General features: G+C 72.7%; 11 protein-coding genes and 1 pseudogene. 3 read left to right on the forward strand and 9 right to left on the reverse strand.

Translation table 11 applies throughout. From position 1 onward, the window contains the following. Positions 1–70: 70 nt before the first annotated feature. Entirely contained in the window at positions 71–1,405 is a 1,335-nt protein-coding gene (locus AB0912_RS17325) for an enolase C-terminal domain-like protein (protein WP_366700447.1), read from the forward strand. 199 nt (positions 1,406–1,604) lie between these two features. Next, on the forward strand, positions 1,605–2,912 hold the full coding sequence (gene paaK, locus AB0912_RS17330; RefSeq protein WP_366700449.1) for a phenylacetate--CoA ligase PaaK: 1,308 nt from the start codon (positions 1,605–1,607) through the stop codon (positions 2,910–2,912). Between the two features lie 47 nt (positions 2,913–2,959). Here the strand turns inward: paaK and AB0912_RS17335 are convergent. The 8 genes and pseudogenes from AB0912_RS17335 to AB0912_RS17370 form a co-directional block, all read right to left on the reverse strand. Further along, a pseudogene (locus tag AB0912_RS17335) lies at positions 2,960–3,322 on the reverse strand (LysR family transcriptional regulator substrate-binding protein); the annotation flags it as partial. Between the two features lie 4 nt (positions 3,323–3,326). After that, complete coding sequence (locus AB0912_RS17340; protein WP_366700451.1) at positions 3,327–4,226, reverse strand: neutral zinc metallopeptidase; 900 nt, start codon at positions 4,224–4,226, stop codon at positions 3,327–3,329. Positions 4,227–4,345: 119 nt separating this feature from the next. Further along, a complete protein-coding gene (locus tag AB0912_RS17345) occupies positions 4,346–5,842 on the reverse strand; it encodes an acyl-CoA synthetase (protein ID WP_366700453.1) in 1,497 nt (498 codons plus the stop codon). 164 nt (positions 5,843–6,006) lie between these two features. After that, positions 6,007–7,557 carry an acyl-CoA synthetase gene (locus tag AB0912_RS17350; RefSeq protein WP_366700455.1) on the reverse strand — a complete coding sequence of 517 codons (1,551 nt, stop codon included), beginning with the start codon at positions 7,555–7,557 and terminating at the stop codon, positions 6,007–6,009. Beyond that, a complete protein-coding gene (locus tag AB0912_RS17355; protein ID WP_366700457.1) occupies positions 7,554–8,666 on the reverse strand; it encodes a nitronate monooxygenase family protein in 1,113 nt (370 codons plus the stop codon). The genes AB0912_RS17350 and AB0912_RS17355 overlap by 4 nt, the downstream gene beginning before the upstream one ends. Positions 8,667–8,742: 76 nt before the next feature. Then, positions 8,743–10,308: an NAD(P)/FAD-dependent oxidoreductase gene (locus tag AB0912_RS17360; protein WP_366700460.1), complete on the reverse strand. Its 1,566-nt coding sequence runs from the start codon at positions 10,306–10,308 to the stop codon at positions 8,743–8,745. A 223-nt stretch (positions 10,309–10,531) separates the two neighbouring features. Beyond that, on the reverse strand, positions 10,532–12,811 hold the full coding sequence (locus AB0912_RS17365; protein ID WP_366700462.1) for a serine/threonine-protein kinase: 2,280 nt from the start codon (positions 12,809–12,811) through the stop codon (positions 10,532–10,534). Positions 12,812–13,022: 211 nt separating this feature from the next. Continuing rightward, on the reverse strand, positions 13,023–13,469 hold the full coding sequence (locus AB0912_RS17370) for an ester cyclase (RefSeq protein WP_366700464.1): 447 nt from the start codon (positions 13,467–13,469) through the stop codon (positions 13,023–13,025). A gap of 88 nt (positions 13,470–13,557) precedes the next feature. On the opposite strand from AB0912_RS17370, the gene AB0912_RS17375 reads away from it, so the two are divergent. Further along, positions 13,558–14,463 carry a LysR family transcriptional regulator gene (locus AB0912_RS17375; protein WP_366700466.1) on the forward strand — a complete coding sequence of 302 codons (906 nt, stop codon included), beginning with the start codon at positions 13,558–13,560 and terminating at the stop codon, positions 14,461–14,463. 11 nt (positions 14,464–14,474) lie between these two features. Here the strand turns inward: AB0912_RS17375 and AB0912_RS17380 are convergent, their stop codons facing one another. Further along, a complete protein-coding gene (locus AB0912_RS17380) occupies positions 14,475–15,980 on the reverse strand; it encodes a carboxylesterase family protein (protein WP_366700468.1) in 1,506 nt (501 codons plus the stop codon). Between the last annotated feature and the right edge of the window lie 61 nt (positions 15,981–16,041).

The following is a 16,041-nucleotide window of genomic DNA, read 5'->3' on the forward strand; positions in this document are numbered from 1 at the left end:
CCGGCGTCTGGTGGACGCCGTCGGCCGCCCGGGGCACCGGCCGCGATCACCCTCGTACCCAAGGACTTTGATGAGCAGTCAGCAGCCGACCGTGGCCGAGTTCTCCGTCTATCCCGTCGCGGGGCGGGACTGCATGGAGCTGAATCTCTCGGGTGCCCACGGCCCCTACTTCACCCGCAACGTCCTCGTCCTCAAGGACTCCGAGGGGCGGACCGGGCTCGGCGAGGTGCCCGGCGGAGAGCGGATCACCCGGACGCTGCGCGAGGCCGCGCCCCTCGTGCTCGGCGTGAAGGTGGGCGACTTCCAGCGGGTGCTGCGCGCGATCGGGGACCGGTTCGGTGACCGGGACGCCGGTGGACGCGGCGCCCAGACCTTCGACCTGCGGACGACCGTGCACGCCGTCACCGCCGTCGAGTCGGCGCTGCTCGACCTGCTCGGACAGCATCTGGACGTACCGGTCGCGGCCCTGCTCGGCGACGGACAACAGCGCTCCTCCGTAAGGGTGTTGGGGTATCTGTTCTATGTCGGCGACGTCGGCCGCACGGATCTGGAATACGTGCGGGAAGCCGACTCCGACGTGGACTGGTACCGCCTGCGGCACGAGGAGGCGCTCACCCCGGAGGCGATCGTGCGGCGGGCCGAGGCGGCCCACGAGCTGTACGGCTTCCGGGACTTCAAGCTCAAGGGCGGTGTCCTGGAGGGTGCCGAGGAGGTGCGGGCCGTCCGCGCGCTCAAGGACCGTTTCCCCGAGGCCCGCATCACCCTCGACCCGAACGGCGCCTGGTCGCTGCGCGAGGCGGTCGAGCTGTGCGCGCCCCTGGTCGGCACGCTCGCCTACGCGGAGGACCCCTGCGGCGCCGAGAACGGCTACTCGGGGCGGGAGGTGCTGGCCGAGTTCCGCCGGGCCACCGGGCTGCCCACGGCGACGAACATGATCGCCACGGACTGGCGGCAGCTCACCCACGCCCTGGCACTCCAGTCGGTGTCCATCCCGCTGGCCGACCCGCACTTCTGGACGATGCGGGGCTCGGTCCGCGTGGCACAGCTCTGCCAGGCGATGGGTCTGACCTGGGGCTGCCACTCCAACAACCACTTCGACATCTCGCTGGCCATGGTCACCCACTGCGGCGCCGCGGCCCCCGGGCCGTACAACGCGCTCGACACGCACTGGATCTGGCAGGAGGGCCTGGAGCGGCTCACGGTCGCCCCGCCCCGGATCGTCGGCGGTGAGATCGCCGTTCCCGACGCGCCCGGGCTCGGCGTCCAGGTGGACATGGACCGGCTGCTGGAGGCGCACGAGCTGTACCGGGCCAAGGCGCTCGGCGCCCGCGACGACGCCGTGGGCATGCGGTGTCTGGTGCCCGGCTGGGAGTTCGACCCGAAGCGCCCCAGCCTGGTGCGCTGACCGGCGGCCGCCCCTCCCCACCCACTCCCGCTCCGGCCCCCACTCCCACTCCCACTCCGGCTCCGGCTCCGGCTCCGGCTCCGGCAAAAACCGCCGACGCACCCCTTGCACGCGGGCGGCACACCTGAATTACTGATCCGGAACAGCACGACCGAATGATCGGTCGTCCGGAATCGCACGGTTGTGAGGGAGCAGGGCGATGGCGGACTCCACGGACCCGAAGGGCTTGCTCGACGCGGGCGAGCGGCTCGACGCGGAAGGACTGCGGGGGCTCCAGCTGGAGCGGCTGCGCGCGTCCCTGCGCCACGCCTACGAGAACGTGCCCTTCTACCGGGAGTCCTTCGACAAGGCGGGCCTGCGCCCGGACGACTGCCGCTCGCTGGCCGACCTGTCCCGCTTCCCGTTCACGGTGAAGGCGGACCTGCGCGCGAACTATCCCCACGGGATGTTCGCCGTGCCGCAGGACCGGATCCGCCGGCTGCACGCGTCGAGCGGCACGACGGGACGGCCCACCGTGGTCGGCTACACGGAGAACGACCTGTCCATGTGGGCGGACATGGTGGCCCGTTCGATCCGCGCGGCCGGTGGACGCCCCGGCGACACCGTCCACATCGCCTACGGCTACGGCCTGTTCACCGGCGGACTCGGCGCGCACTACGGCGCCGAACGGCTCGGCTGTACGGTCATCCCCGCGTCCGGCGGCATGACGGCCCGTCAGGTCCAGCTCATCCAGGACCTGAAGCCCGGGATCATCATGGTGACGCCCACCTACATGCTGACCCTGCTGGACGAGTTCGAGCGGCAGGGCGTGGACCCGCGCGCCACCTCGCTGCGCGTGGGGATCTTCGGGGCCGAGCCGTGGACCGAGGAGATGCGGCGGGAGATCGAGGAGCGGTTCGCGATCGACGCGGTGGACATCTACGGCCTGTCCGAGGTGATCGGCCCGGGTGTGGCCCAGGAGTGCGTGGAGACCAAGGACGGCCTGCACATCTGGGAGGACCACTTCTACCCGGAGGTGGTCGACCCGGTCACCGGCGAGGTGCTTCCGGACGGCGCGGAGGGCGAGTTGGTGTTCACTTCGCTCACCAAGGAGGCCATGCCGGTGATCCGTTACCGGACGCGGGACCTGACCCGGCTGCTGCCGGGCACGGCGCGGGTGTTCCGCCGGATGGAGAAGATCACCGGCCGCAGTGACGACATGGTGATCCTGCGCGGGGTCAACCTCTTCCCGACGCAGGTCGAGGAGATCGTGCTGCGCACGCCGGGGGTCGCTCCGCACTTCCAGCTCCGGCTGACGCGCGAGGGCCGGATGGACGCGCTCACCGTGCGCGCGGAGGCCCGCTCCGGCGCGACTCCCGAACAGCGCGAGGCCGCCGCCCGGACGATCGCCCAGGGCGTCAAGGACGGCATCGGGGTCTCGGCGCGGGTGGAGATCGTCGAACCGGAGTCGCTGGAGCGGTCGTTGGGCAAACTGAAACGAATCGTGGACCTGCGCCCGCGCCCTTGACGGGGACGGCAAGAGGGGCGGGCGGGGGGGCTCCGTCCGGCGGGCGAGGCCATTCCGTGACCGGCGCTCACCAAGGAGAGCACCGCTCCGTCGTCCTCGGCCTCGACCGTCGCCGTCGGGATCCAGTCCTGGGCGGACCACCGGTCGCGGGTGTGGGAGCCGCAGTTCCCGGCCCAGTCGACCAGCGGCAGCGAGCGCGGGGCGCGGTGGCCCGCCGCGTGCACCAGGGCGTACGGCTCCTCCAGGAGCCCTCGCGCCACCAGCCCCGGCGGCAGGGGCGTGGAACCGCCCAGGGTGGCGATGGCCAGGTCGGCCTTCCCGCCGGCGACCTCACCGGCGGTACCGCGCCCCACCTCGCGGACGATCCGCACCCGTGGCTCGATCCCGGGGTGCCGGGCGCGCAGCCGTCGGGCCTCAGCGGAAGGTGTCGCAGCGGGCGACGCTGCCGGAGGTGTAGCCGGTGGAGAACCACTTCTGCCGTTGGGCGGCGGAGCCGTGGGTCCAGGTGTCGGGGGTGACCTTGCCCTGGTAGCGCTGCTGGATACGGTCGTCACCGACGGCGGCGGCCGCGTCGAGGCCGCGGTTGATGTCGTCCTGGGTCAGCTCGGTGATCAGCGGCTTCCCGCTCTTGGGGTCGGGTGTGGTGGTGGCGTGGTGGGCCCAGACCCCGGCATAGCAGTCGGCCTGGAGTTCCAGTTTCACCGAGCCGCTGTTCTCGCCCTTGCCGCTGCCCCGGGAGATCGTGCCGCTGAGGTCCTGGATGTGGTGCCCGTATTCGTGCGCGATGACGTAGGCCTCCGCGAAGGGTCCGCCCTTCGCGCCGAACTTGCCGCTCAGCTCGTCGAAGAAGCCGAGGTCGAGGTAGACCTTGTCGTCGGCGGAGCAGTAGAACGGGCCGACGTCCGAAGTGGCGCTTCCGCAGCCGGTGTTGACGCTGCCGGTGAACAGGTAGGTGGGGGCCTGCTCGTAGGACTTGCCTGCGTCCGTCTCGGTCTTCTTCCAGAAGGCCTGGACGCTGTCGACCACGGCGACGATCCGGCACTCGTCCTTACTGTTGGCGTCCGCCCCGGTCCGGCAGTCGGCCGCCAGGTCGGCGGCGGAGGCGCCCGATCCGCTGCCGGTGTCCGGCGAGGTGGTGCTGTCCGAGCCGAACAGGCCGGGGTCGACGCCGAAGATCACGGAGGCGACCAGCACCAGCAGCCCGACCACTCCCCCGCCCACGGTCTTCCCGCCGCCCGGGATTCCGCCGAGCGCTCCACCTCGGTTGTCCTGCACCTCGGACGTGTCCAGCGCAGCGTTGTCGTCGAATTGCATTCGCTGTCTTTCCCTCAGGCAGCGCGTCGGTCCGCCCCGCGTCGTGACGCTCGCGTACCCCGTGCGCGGGGGTTCACATCCTCACCGGTGTCGTGGATCGGCGAGGGGCGTGCGGTGGGTCAGGACGTCCAGCGGTCGCGCAGTTCGCGCTTGAGGATCTTCCCGCTGGCGTTGCGGGGCAGTTCGTCCACGAACAGGACCCGCTTGGGCGCCTTGAAGTGCGGGAGCTTCTCGCGGGCGTGGGCGATGAGTTCGGCCTCGGTGATCTCGCCGCGCGGCACGACGACCGCGGTGACGGCCTCGATCCAGCGCTCGTCGGGCAGGCCCACCACCGCGACCTCGGCGACCCCCTCGTGGGTGTAGAGGGCGTCCTCGACCTGGCGTGAGGCGACCAGCACGCCACCGGAGTTGATGACGTCCTTCACGCGGTCCACGACGGTGAAGTAGCCGTCGGCGTCGCGCACCGCGAGGTCGCCGGAGTGGAACCAGCCGTCGCGGAAGGCCTCGGCCGTCTCCTCGGGCTTGTCCCAGTAGCCCTCGCACAACTGCGGTGAGCGGTAGACGACTTCGCCGGGTGTCCCGTCCGGTACGTCCTTGCCGTTCTCGTCGACCACCCGCGCGTCCACGAAGAGGACCGGGCGCCCGCAGGAGTCCATCCGGCCGGTGTGCTCGTCGGGGCCGAGGACGGTGGCGAGCGGGCCGATCTCGCTCTGTCCGAAGCAGTTGTAGAAGGCCAGCTTGGGCAGCCGCTCGCGGAGCCGCTCCAGCACGGGCACCGGCATGATCGAGGCCCCGTAGTAGGCCTTGCGCAGCCCGCTCAGGTCGCGGTCGGCGAAGTCGGGGCGGTTGGACAGGGCGATCCACACGGTGGGCGGGGCGAACAGGCTGTCCGCGCGGCCCGCCTCGATCAGGTCGAAGACCCGCCCGGCGTCCGGCGCGTCGAGGATGGTGTTCGACGCGCCGATCGCGAGGTACGGCAGCAGGAACACGTGCATCTGCGCCGAGTGGTAGAGCGGCAGCGAGTGGACCGGCAGGTCCCCGGCGCTCAGGTCGAGGGCGGTGATGGCGCTGAGGTATTCGTGGACGAGGGCGCGGTGCGTCATCATCGCGCCCTTGGGCAGCGCGGTGGTGCCCGAGGTGTAGAGGAGCTGCACGAGGGTGTCGCCGCGCGGCTCGTCCCCGTCGTGCGGGAGGGCGGCCTCCAGCCGGGCGAGGAGCGAGTCGTCGGCGTCGCGCAGCGGCAGGGTCCGTACGCCCTCGGGGAGCCGTCCGGCGAGGTCGGGGTCGGTCAGCACGAGGGCGCTGCCCGACTGCCGGACGATGTAGGCGAGGTCGTCGCCGGTCAGGTTCTGGTTCACCGGCACGTGCACGAGTCCCGCGCGGGCGCAGGCGAGGAAGCCGATCAGGTAGGCGTCCGAGTTGTGGCCGTAGGCGCCGACGCGGTCGCCCGGTGAGAGCCCTTCGCCGAGCAGGACGGTGGCGGCGCGGGAGACGGCCTCGTCGAGTTCCGCGTAGGTCCAGGAGCGTTCGCGGTAGTCGACCGCGCGCCGCGCGGGGGTCCGCCGGGCACTGCGGCGCAGCACCCCGTCAACCGTACTGCCGTGTCCAGGCGTCATGACAGGTGATCCTCGATCCACCCAACGGGCAGGTCAAGTACCCCGGCGGCACCACGTGAACGCACGCCCTCCACGCCCGGCCGGCCGGCGCTCCCTCCCTCGCCGCCCGCGACTGGCCGCCCGTATCCGACTCGGCCTTGCCCCGTTCGCCCTCCCGCTCCCGCTCACACCGTCCGGGTCCGGCCCTCCCAGTACGGGTCCCGCAGGCGTCGTTTGTAGAGCTTTCCGTTGGGGTCGCGGGGCATGGCCGGGACGAAGTCGACGCTCTTGGGGCGCTTGTAGCCGGCCAGCAGGGCGGCGCAGTGGGTGAGGATCGCCTCCGCGAGGGCGGGGCCGGGTTCGTGGCCGGGGGCGGGTTCGACCACGGCCTTGACCTCCTCGCCCCACTCGTCGTGCGGGATGCCGAAGGCGGCGGCGTCGGCGACGGCGGGGTGGGTGAGCAGCGCGGACTCGATCTCGGCCGGGTAGATGTTGACGCCACCCGAGATGATCATGTCGATCTTGCGGTCGCGCAGGAAGAGATAGCCGTCCTCGTCGAGGTAGCCCAGGTCGCCGACGGTGAAGAAGTCCCCGATCCGGTTCTTGCGCGTCTTGGTCTCGTCCTTGTGGTACGAGAACCCGCCGGTGCTCATCTTCAGGTAGACGGTGCCGAGTTCACCGGGCGGCAGCCGGTTCCCGTCGTCGTCGAAGACGGCGAGTTCGCTGATGGGCCAGGCCTTGCCGACGGTGCCGGGCTTCTTCAGCCAGTCCTCGGCGGTCGCGAAGGCGCCGCCGCCCTCGCTGGCCGCGTAGTACTCCTCGACGCTGGGCCCCCACCACTCGATCATCGCCCGCTTCACATGGTCCGGGCAGGGGGCGGCGCCGTGGATGGCGTGCCGCATGGACGACACGTCGTACCGGGCCCGGACGTCCTCGGGGAGGGCCAGCAGCCGGTGGAACTGGGTCGGCACCATGTGGGTGTGGGTGCACCGGTGGGCGTCGATGAGCCGGAGCATCTCCCGCGGCGTCCACTTGTCCATCAGGACGAGCCGGTGGCCGATGTGCAGGGACGCGCCCGCGAACTGGAGCACGGCGGTGTGGTAGAGCGGCGAGCAGACGAGGTGCACGTTGTCGTCGAAGGGCCGGATGCCGAAGATGGCGAGGAACCCGCCGAGGTACGACTCCTCGGGGAGCTTGCCGGACAGCGGGCGCCGGATGCCGCGCGGCCGGCCGGTGGTGCCCGAGGTGTAGTTCATGACCCAGCCGAGGGTGCGGTCCTCGGGCGCCGACTCGGGCTGTCCGTCGAGGAGTTCGGCATACGGGCGAAAGCCGTCGATCGCGCCGACGGCGTAGCGCCCGCGTGCGGGAAGCCCGGCCTCGTCGGCGGCGTGCCGGGCCGTGTCGGCGAACCGTTCGTGGGCGATGAGGACCTTGGCGCCGGAGTCGGAGACGATCCAGGCGATCTCCGGGCCGACGAGATGGTGGTTGACGGGGACGAGGTAGAAGCCGGCCTGCGAGGCGGCGAGGTAGGCGACGAAGAACTCGACGCCGTTCGGGAGCACGACCGCGAAGGCGTCGCCCCGGGTGAGGCCCGCGGCGCGCAGTCCGTGGACGAGCTGGTTGGCGGCGCCGTGCAGGCGTCCGGCGGTCCATTCGTCGCCGGTGGGGGTGACGAGGACGACGCGGCCGGGGTCGGCGGCGGCCTGGGCCCAGAAGCCGTTCGGGGCGGTGCTCATGCGGGGTCCTTCCGGCCGGCGATGCGGTTGATGCGGTCCACGGCCCGTTCGAAGCCGCGGGTCAGGTCGTCGAAGACCTCCTGGACCGGGCGTTCGCTGTTCATCCGGCCGACGATCTGGCCGACCGGGGTGCCGAGCAGCGGCTCCACCTCGTACGTCTGGATGCGGGAGACGGCGTCGGCGACGAGCAGGCCCTGGAGCGGCATGGGCAGGGTGCCGGGGCCGTCGGGGTCGTCCCAGGCGTCGGTCCACTCGGTGCGGAGCTGTCGTGCGGGCTTGCCGGTGAGGGCGCGGGAGCGGACGGTGTCACCGGAACCGGCGGCGAGGAGCTTGCGGGTGACGGCGGGCGCGTGCAGGTCCGCTTCCGTGACCGTCAGCCAGACCGAGCCGAGCCATACGCCCTGGGCGCCGAGGCTGAACGCGGCGGCCACCTGCTGGCCGCTGCCGATGCCGCCGGCGGCGAGGACGGGCAACGGGGCGACGGCGTCCACGACTTCGGGCGTGAGGACCATCGAGGCGATCTCGCCGGTGTGGCCGCCCGCCTCGTAGCCCTGGGCGACGACGATGTCGATGCCCGCCTCGGCGTGTTTGCGGGCGTGCCGGGCACTCCCGGCGAGCGCCGCGACCAGCATCCCCTGGGCGTGGGCGCGCTCGATCACGTCGGCGGGCGGCGAGCCGAGGGCGTTGGCGAGCAGCTTGACCGGATGTTCGAAGGCGACGTCGAGCTGGCCCCGGGCGACCTCTTCCATCCAGCCGGTGATGCGCCACCCGGACACCTCGCCCTCGGGGAGTTCGGGCACTCCGTACTTGGCGAGGGTGTCCTTGACGTACTGGCGGTGAGCCTCAGGGATCATGGCCTCGACGTCGGCCTCGGTGACCCCTTCGACCTTCTTGGCGGGCATGACGACGTCGAGTCCGTAGGGTCGGCCGTCGAGGTGCGCCTCGATCCAGTCGAGGTCGCGTTCGAGGTCGTCGGGGGCGGTGTAGCGGACCGCCCCGAGCACACCGAGTCCGCCGGCCCTGCTGATGGCCGCGGCGACGGCGGGGAACGGCGTGAAGCCGAAGACGGCGTGCTCGACTCCCAGTCTGTTGCTCAGCTCCGTCTGCATGGGCGCAGGATGCCGCAGACCTCCGGACGAGGGAAGGCCTTTTCTGATGCTCCGTCAGTTTCCTTGCCGACGGCGGCTACTCCTCGGCGCCGAGGTCTTCCAGTACGGCCTGCGCGGCGTTGTGGCCCGGCACTCCGCTCACCCCGCCGCCGCGCACGGCGCCCGCCCCGCACAGCATCACGTTGGCGTGCCGGGTCTCGACGCCCCAGCGGCCGGTGCCCTCCTGGGCGTAGGGGAAGGCGAGGTCGCGGTGGAAGATGTTGCCGCCCGGCAGCCGCAGGTCGCGCTCCAGGTCCAGCGGGGTCCTCGCCTCGACGCACGGCCTGCCGTCGGCGTCGGTGGCCAGGCAGTCCGCGAGCGGCTCGGCGAGGTGCGCCTCCAACTGGGCCAGGGTCGACTTCAGCAGTTCCTCCCGTACGCCGTCGTTGTCCCGTGCGAAGAGCCGGGCGGGCGTGTGGAGTCCGAAGAGCGTGAGGGTCTGGTAGCCCTGGCCGGCGAGGTCCGGGCCGAGGATGCTCGGGTCGGTGAGCGAGTGGCAGTAGATCTCCGAGGGCGGGGCGGCGGGCAGGTCCCCGGCGGCGGCCTGGGCGTGCGCGGCGGCCAGCTGCTCGTACCCCTCGGCGATGTGGAAGGTGCCGGCGAACGCCTCGCGCGGGTCGACGGAGGTGTCGCGCAGCCGCGGCAGCCGTTTGAGGAGCATGTTCACCTTGAGCTGCGCGCCCTCTGCGGGGGCGGGCGGCTCGTCCCCGGTGAGCCGGGCGAGTTCCTGTGGCGAGGCGTTCACCAGGACGTGCCGGGCGGCGACGGTTCCCTCGCCGTCGGCCGTGCGGTAGCCGACCTCGGCGGAGGTGCCGTCGGTGTCGACGCGCAGCACCTCGTGTCCGGTGGCGATCACCGCGCCGGCGCTCCGGGCGGCGCCGGCGATCGCGTCGGTGAGGGCGCCCATGCCGCCGACGGGCACGTCCCAGGCACCGGTGCCGCCGCCGATGACGTGGTAGAGGAAGCAGCGGTTCTGGCGCAGGGACGGGTCGTGGGCGTCGGCGAAGGTGCCGATCAGCGCGTCGGTCAGGACGACGCCGCGGACGAGGTCGTCGGTGAAGTACTCCTCGACGGCCGCGCCGACGGGTTCCTCGAACAGTATCCGCCAGGCCTCCGCGTCGTCGACGCGGGCCCGCAGCTCCGCCCGGGTGGGCAGGGGTTCGGTGAGGGTGGGGAACACGTTCTTGGCGACGCGTCCGGTGAGCGCGTAGAACCGCTGCCAGGCCTCGTACTCGCGGTCCGATCCGGTCAGCCGCGCGAACGCCTCACGGGTCCGGCGCTCGCCGCCGCCGACGAGCAGCCCGGTGGGCCGGCCGTCCCGCTCGACGGGGGTGTACGAGGAGATGGTGCGACCGCGGACGCGGAAGTCGAGGCCGAGATCCCGCACGATCTTGCGGGGCAGCAGGCTCACCAGGTACGAGTAGCGCGACAGCCGTGCGTCGACCCCGGCGAACGGCCGGGTGGACACGGCGGCGCCGCCGGTGTTCCCAAGCCGCTCCAGCACCAGCACGGACCGTCCGGCCCGGGCCAGATAGGCGGCGGCGACGAGTCCGTTGTGACCCCCGCCGACGATCACCACGTCGTATCCCTCGTGTGCGGCCATGGTTCTTGGTAGCACGGGGTGATCTACGTCGGCCAGGGGGCGGGGCAGGCGGCGGGCGGCCGGATGGGCTGGGGGTCCAGATGAGGGGGCTGGATGGGCGGGGCCCAGATGGGCGAGGGTCCGCTGTTCGGCGGGGCGGGGATCCGCTGTTCGGCGGGGCGGGGGTCCGCTGTTCGGCGGGGCGGGGGTCCGCTGTTCGGCGGGACTGCGGGACCGGCGCCCGCTAGCGTCCCCCGGCCGCCCGCTGCTGTCTGAGCACCGCCACCCTCCGGTACAGGTCCACCGCCTCCTGGTGGCGCCCCAGCTGCTCCAGGCAGTGCGCCTCGTCGTTGCGGCTGGCCAGCGTGTCGGGATGGTCGGCGCCCAGCACGCGTTCGCGGGCGGTCGCGACGCGCCGGTACTCGGTGAGGGCGTCGGTCCAGCGGCCGAGCCAGCCGAGGCCGACGGCGACCTCGCGCCGGCTGACCAGGGTGTCGGGATGCTCCGCGCCGAGGACCCGCTCGCGCAGCGCGCACACCTCGCGGGACTCGGCCAGCGCCTCCTCCCAGCGGGCCATGCGGCCGAGGTTGACGCCGAGGCCGTGGCGGGCGCGCAGGGTCTCGGGGTGGTCGGGGCCGTGGACGCGGGTGCGGTCGTCGAGGAGGGCGCGGTACAGGTCGAGGGCCTGGGCGCTGCGGCCGAGCCGGCCGAGGCTGATGCCCACCTCGTAGCGGGCGGCGAGGGTGTCGGGGTGGTCGGGCCCGAGCGTCCGGGCGCGGCTGTCGGCGACCTCCTGGTAGGTCTGGAGCGCCTCGATCCAGCGGCCCAACTGGCCGAGCGCGTAGGCGACTTCGAAGCGGGTGACGAGGGTGTCGGGGTGGGCGGGGCCGAGCACCCGGGCGCGGGCGGCGGCGACCTCGTTCGCCATGCGGTACGAGTCCTCCGGGCGGCCGAGCCGGCTGAGGTTGAAGGCGAGGTTGTGGCGGCAGCGCAGGGTGTCGGGATGGTCGGCGCCCATCACGCGTTCCCGGACGGCGAGGACCGCTGTGTAGGCCTGGTGGGCCTCGAAGTGGCGGCCCAACCGGCCCATGACGTAGGCCATTTCCTGTCGTGCGGCGAGGGTGTCCGGGTGGTCGGCGCCGAGCACCCGTTCCCGGACTCGGGCGACCTGGGTGTACTCCTTCAGTGCCTCGGCGGGGTGTCCGGTGCGGCTGAGGGTGAAGCCGACCTCGTAGCGGCTGGCGAGGGTGTCGGGGTGGTCTGGCCCGAGGAGGTGTTCGCGTTCGGCGGCGACGGAACGGTGCGCCTCGCCCGCCTCGGCCCACCGGCCGAGCCGCCCGAGGTTCAGTGCCAAGTCGTGGCGGCCCGCGAGCGCGGAGACCAACTCCTTCGACGGAAGCGGCCGTTCGGGGTGCGACGGCTGCGACCGTACGGCGGTGGCGGGGCGGGCGGTCCATTCGCCGGTGAGACCGGCCGAGGGGTCCGGCGGGGTGGCCCGCGGTCCGGCGCCGGTTGCCTTGTGACCGGTCGTCATGCCCTCGGTCCAGGACGGCAGCCGGGAGGCGCGGGAGGCCGGTACCGGCCCGGACGACGGGGGCGCGGGCGTCAACGACCCCTGGGAGGAGCCGGGTTGGACCAGGGCGGGGGTGATCACCGTGGGCACGTACAGGGGCGTGACCCGTCCGGCGTCGATACGGAGGGCGACCTCCCGCGCGTCCTGGGGCCGCCGCTCGGGCTCCTTGGCGAGCAGGTCGAGGATGATCCGCTCCAGGTACTCGGGCAGTTCCGCGCGGTGCCGGCGGGGCGGTTCGGGCACGGTGTCGCGGTGGCCGACGAGGATGGACCAGGCGTCCTCCAGGTCGAACGGCGGCGCCCCGGTGGCTATCTCGTAGAGCACGCAGCCGAACGAGTAGAGGTCGCTGCGCTGGTCGACCTCCGTGCCGCCGATCTGCTCCGGTGACATGTAGTGCGGGGTGCCCATCGCGATGCCGGTGCCCGTGAGCCGTGAGGTGAACCCGATGTCGTGGCCGAGGCGGGCGATGCCGAAGTCGCAGATCTTCACGGTGCCGTCGGTCAGCCGCATGATGTTGGCGGGCTTCAGGTCGCGGTGCACGATGCCCTGCCGGTGGGTGTAGTCGAGGGCGGCGGTCACCTGCCCGGCGATGTCGATCACCTGGTCCACGGCGAGGGGGCGGCGGTCGTTCTCCTCCAGGGCCTGGCCGAGGTTGTGTCCCTCCAGCAGTTCCATCACGAGGTACAGCAGGCCGTCGGACTCGCCGAAGTCGTGGACGACGGTCACCCCGCGGTGTTGCAGGGCCGCCGCCACCCGCGCCTCGCGCCGGAACCGCTCCCGCAGGACGCCGCCGAACGACTGGTCCTGCTGCGGCCCGAGCGGTTTGAGGCACTTGACGGCGACGTGCCGCCCCAGCGACTCGTCCCGCGCCCGCCACACCTCGCCCATGCCGCCGCGCCCGATGAGATCCAGCAGCCGGTACCGGCCCTGGATCAGCCTGCTCTCCGCCATCGCGTGTGCTCGCCCCCGCCACTGCTCAGCCCCGAGCCCCCCGGCCCTGCCCCAGTATGGCGAGCCCTCCGCCGCCTGGGTACGCCGCGGGGCGCAAGCCGGGGCGGAGCCGTGACACGGCCGGGGGATGGCGCCGGGACGGAGGGTGCCGGGGCGGTGTCCCGGGGTGGCGGCGCCGCGTGGGGCCTGTGGGTCTCGGACGGGGTGCCGGCTAGCTGTCCCCGGCGCCCAGTTGGCGCAGCAGGGCGCGGTTGTCGGTGCGTACCCACTCCTCCACGAGGCGTCCTCGGTCGTCGAAGCGGAAGATGTTGAGCAGGTCGAAGACGACGTGCCCGCCGTTGGGGGGCAGCGGCCCGGCCGGTGCGTGGGTGAACTCGCGGACGAAGGTGCCCTCGATCCAGGTCTGGCAGGCCACGTGGTCGCCCTCGGCCACCACGATGCCGCGCCGGATCGACCGGTCGGCGAAGGCCTCGCGTACGGACGCGAAGTAGTCGGTGAGTCCGGCGAAGTCGGACTCGAAACCGTCCGGACCGTGGAAACGGAACTTCTCCGTGTCGAAGTACGTCGCCGCCTCGGCCGGGTCCTCGCCGGACACCTCCAGCTCACCGGCCCGTACCAGGCGCGCCACGAGTTCGTCCCGAGTGAATCGCTGTGTCATACCGCCAGCCTGCCCCCGGCCCGGCCATGCGGTCCAACGATGGTTTCGCATGAATTCCATGCTCTGCGCGCATGCTAGGTTCCGGGCCATGGCCGAGTTCACCCTCGCGGGTCTTCGCGTGATTCACCAGGTCGCCGCCTCGGGATCGTTCACCCGGGCCGCCGAGACGCTCGGCTACACGCAGTCGGCCGTGTCCCGTCAGGTCGCCGCCATGGAGGCGGCGGCCGGAGGGCCCGTCTTCGAGCGCGGGCACCGGGGGGTGGCGCTCACCCCGGCGGGCCAGGTGCTGGTCCGGCGCGCGACGGAGATTCTCGCCGACCTCGCGGCGACCGAGCTGGAACTCGCCGGCCTGCGCGACCGGCTCGCGGGGCGCCTGGCGGTCGGCTCGTACCCCACCGCCGCCATGGCGTTGGTCCCCCGGGCGATGGCACAGGTGACCTCGGGCCATCCGGGTCTCGCCGTCGTCCTGGAGGAGGCTTCGACGCCCGCCCTGCTGCGGCGGCTCCGGACGGGCCGGCTGGACGTGGCGGTCATCGGGGTCGGCCACGGCCTGCCGGACTACGACCTGGGCGAGCTGCGGCAGGCCGCTCTCCTCCGGGGCGAGCTTCTGGTGGTCGTCCCGGACACCCACCGGTTCGCGGACCAGGACCGTGTCACCGTCGCGGACCTGGCCCACGAACAGTGGATCGTCGGGGACGGCGCGGCGGGCGAGCCGCAGTTCGGAGCCTGGCCGACCCTCACGGACCCGCGTATCGCCCACACCGCGCGCGGCTGGCCGACCCGCCTCGGCCTGGTCGCGGCCGGTCTGGGCCTCACCGTCCTGCCCGACCTGGCCCTGCCGGCCCTTCCGGCGGGTGTACGGGCGGTGGCGGTCACCGACGGCCACTGGCCGGGCCGCGCGACCGTCGTCGTGACCCGGCCGCGCCCCTCCGCCCAGGCCGAGGCGATGGTGACGGCCCTGCGGGAACAGGCCGCCTCGCTCCGCACCGCCTGACTCGGGGTTGGTCACAGGCGCAGGTCGACACCGTCCCAGGCCTTCCGCCCCGCGCTGTCCGGGTCGTCCACCACGCCGGTGGTCTCGTTGAACACCATGGTCGGGCGGCCGACCGCCGTGTACAGGGGCCAGTCGGGTACGTGGCCGGTGGCGGAGGGATCACCGCTGGCGGCGAAGGAGGTCCAGGCTCCGTGCATGGCGGCGCTGACGTGGTGCGGGGTGTGCTCTCCGATGAGGGCCCGGGTGATGGGCAGGGCGAAGTCGTCGAAGACGAAGGGACCTTCGATGCCGTGACAGGCACCGACGCGTCCGCCGAAGGCGGGGCTGCGCCAGGCGAACTGGTAGACACGGGTCGATCCGCCGGCGCGCCGGTGCGCTTCCGCGATGCGCAGGGAGGGGATGCGGAAGGCCCGGTCGGAGGCCATCGAGATCTCCGGCGGGATCGGGGAGCCCTGTTCGTGCCCGCGTTCGTAGGTGCCGAGGATCCACTCCTGGAGTGCCGGGGCGGCGTCCCAGGCGCCCGGGGACATGCCCGTCTCCGCGGCGCCCATCTCCTCCAACAGCCCGTACAGGGTGCACTCGTCGCGGTTGGTGCCGATGATCAGCTCGACGTCGGCGCCCACCCCGTCGGCGATGGCGTCGAAGGGCGGGCGGGGCAGCAGGTCGCCGCTGGTCAGCGGGACGAAGGGGATGGTCATCCGGCCGCATTCGGGGTGTTCACCGCGCTGCACCTCGGACATGATCTCGCGCTGGGCTTCGAGGATGCGGTCCGGGGCGAGGGCGGGCAGCTCCGACGCGGGCACGCCGAGCTTGGCGAGCATGACGTCGGCGATCGTCTCGGCCGCCTTCGCGGGGTAGCCGAACAGGGGGGCGCCGGCGGCGCTCTGGGAGACCGCGCGCCGGAACAGGCCCTGGGCGGCGGGGCAGCCGAGCAGGGAGTCGACGAAGGTGGCGCCCGCGGAGCCGCCGAAGACGGTGATGTTGCCGGGGTCGCCGCCGAACCGGGCGATGTTGTCCCGCGTCCAGCGCAGCGCGGCGATCTGGTCGGCCAGACCATAGGCGCCGGAGGCGGTGGCGTAGGCGTCGTCGAGGTGTCCGGCGTGCAGGAAGCCGAACGCGCCGAGGCGGTAGTTGCAGCTGACGAGGATCACGCCGTCGCGGGCGAAGGAGGAGCCGTCCGTTCCCGGGTCGGCGTTGGAGCCCATCAGGAAGCCGCCGCCGTGGATCCAGAACAGGACCGGCAGCCCGGACGCTCCCTGCGGCGCCCAGACGTTGACCGTCAGACAGTCCTCGCCCGTCGCCCGGTCGGTGAACAGGCCCGAGGACGGCTGCGGGCAGCGCGGGCCGTAGTCGGCGCAGTCCCGTACGCCTTCCCAGGCACCGCGCGGGACGGGCGGCCGGAAGAGGTTTTGGCCGAAGGGCGCCTCGGCGTAGGGGATGCCCTTGAACGCGGCGACGCGACCGGTGAGCGTGCCCCGGACCGTTCCGGCCGTCGTCTTGACGTCGATGGTGTCCATGGTGGTGGTGTCGTGCTCCTGTGATCAGCCCGCGGGGCAGGCGGTGAAACCCGCGGTGTGC

This window comes from Streptomyces sp. NPDC007084, assembly GCF_040703595.1.
Lineage (GTDB): Bacteria > Actinomycetota > Actinomycetes > Streptomycetales > Streptomycetaceae > Streptomyces.

Bases quoted from the DNA above. Each gene is read 5' to 3' on its own strand.
- AB0912_RS17325 (WP_366700447.1), top strand. From the start codon at position 71: ATGAGCAGTCAGCAGCCGACCGTGGCCGAGTTCTCCGTCTATCCCGTC.
- paaK (WP_366700449.1), top strand. From the start codon at position 1,605: ATGGCGGACTCCACGGACCCGAAGGGCTTGCTCGACGCGGGCGAGCGG.
- AB0912_RS17370 (WP_366700464.1), bottom strand. From the start codon at position 13,469: ATGACACAGCGATTCACTCGGGACGAACTCGTGGCGCGCCTGGTACGG.
- AB0912_RS17375 (WP_366700466.1), top strand. From the start codon at position 13,558: ATGGCCGAGTTCACCCTCGCGGGTCTTCGCGTGATTCACCAGGTCGCC.
- AB0912_RS17340 (WP_366700451.1), bottom strand. From the start codon at position 4,226: ATGCAATTCGACGACAACGCTGCGCTGGACACGTCCGAGGTGCAGGAC.
- AB0912_RS17360 (WP_366700460.1), bottom strand. From the start codon at position 10,308: ATGGCCGCACACGAGGGATACGACGTGGTGATCGTCGGCGGGGGTCAC.
- AB0912_RS17365 (WP_366700462.1), bottom strand. From the start codon at position 12,811: ATGGCGGAGAGCAGGCTGATCCAGGGCCGGTACCGGCTGCTGGATCTC.
- AB0912_RS17350 (WP_366700455.1), bottom strand. From the start codon at position 7,557: ATGAGCACCGCCCCGAACGGCTTCTGGGCCCAGGCCGCCGCCGACCCC.
- AB0912_RS17380 (WP_366700468.1), bottom strand. From the start codon at position 15,980: ATGGACACCATCGACGTCAAGACGACGGCCGGAACGGTCCGGGGCACG.
- AB0912_RS17355 (WP_366700457.1), bottom strand. From the start codon at position 8,666: ATGCAGACGGAGCTGAGCAACAGACTGGGAGTCGAGCACGCCGTCTTC.
- AB0912_RS17345 (WP_366700453.1), bottom strand. From the start codon at position 5,842: ATGACGCCTGGACACGGCAGTACGGTTGACGGGGTGCTGCGCCGCAGT.